This is a genomic window from Streptomyces sp. DH12, assembly GCF_020873895.1.
Lineage (GTDB): Bacteria > Actinomycetota > Actinomycetes > Streptomycetales > Streptomycetaceae > Streptomyces.
In genome coordinates this window covers 1-553 of record NZ_JAHWGT010000584.1, presented here as the reverse complement: position 1 = coordinate 553, position 553 = coordinate 1, and the positions used below count along the sequence as shown (strand labels likewise).

Below are 553 nucleotides of genomic sequence, written 5' to 3'. Positions count from 1 at the left end.
ATCTGGCGCTGGGGCACGAGGTGGGGTTGCACCTGGTGGTGGCGCGGTCCTCGGCGGGAGCCGGGCGAGGGTTGAACGAGTCGCTGCTGCGGCGGTTGCAGGAGGTGAACACGCCGGGGCTGCTGATGTCGTGTCCGCCCAGTGAGGGATATCTGTTCGGAAGTGTGAAGGGGCGGGAGCTGATTCCGGGGCGGGCGGTCCGGATCGCCCGGCGGAAGACCTTGCAGGTGCAGACGGGGCTCGTGGGGGGCGGGTCGTGAGGCGTCCGGGTCCGGAGAGGGTCTCCGCACCGCCGCCACGATCCGCGGGCAGTCGTGCCGCTGGGCGATGGGGGTCCCCCCGCTCGAGCGAAGCCGAGAGTGGGGGAGGGTGGGCGCAGCGGCACCTATGCAGCGCCGGCACGATCAAGAGAGGACGGCACGTCTCCGGGCCTGGGAGGTGAACCCCCGTCCAGAGGAGCCCCTCGGGCTCACGTGACCAGCACGATCACGCCGAAGGTGAGCGCCAGCGCGCTCCCCACCGCTCCGCAGATCACGCCCGCCAGGGCCTGTCC

The 553-nt window shown here is 72.0% G+C and carries 1 protein-coding gene; it reads left to right on the top strand.

Going from position 1 to position 553, the window contains the following annotated elements; genetic code table 11:
- Positions 1-260, top strand: a 260-nt coding sequence (locus tag LPA54_RS35900) for a hypothetical protein (protein ID WP_228984741.1), incomplete at its 5' end; no start/stop codon positions are given.
- Positions 261-553: the final 293 nt, after the last annotated feature.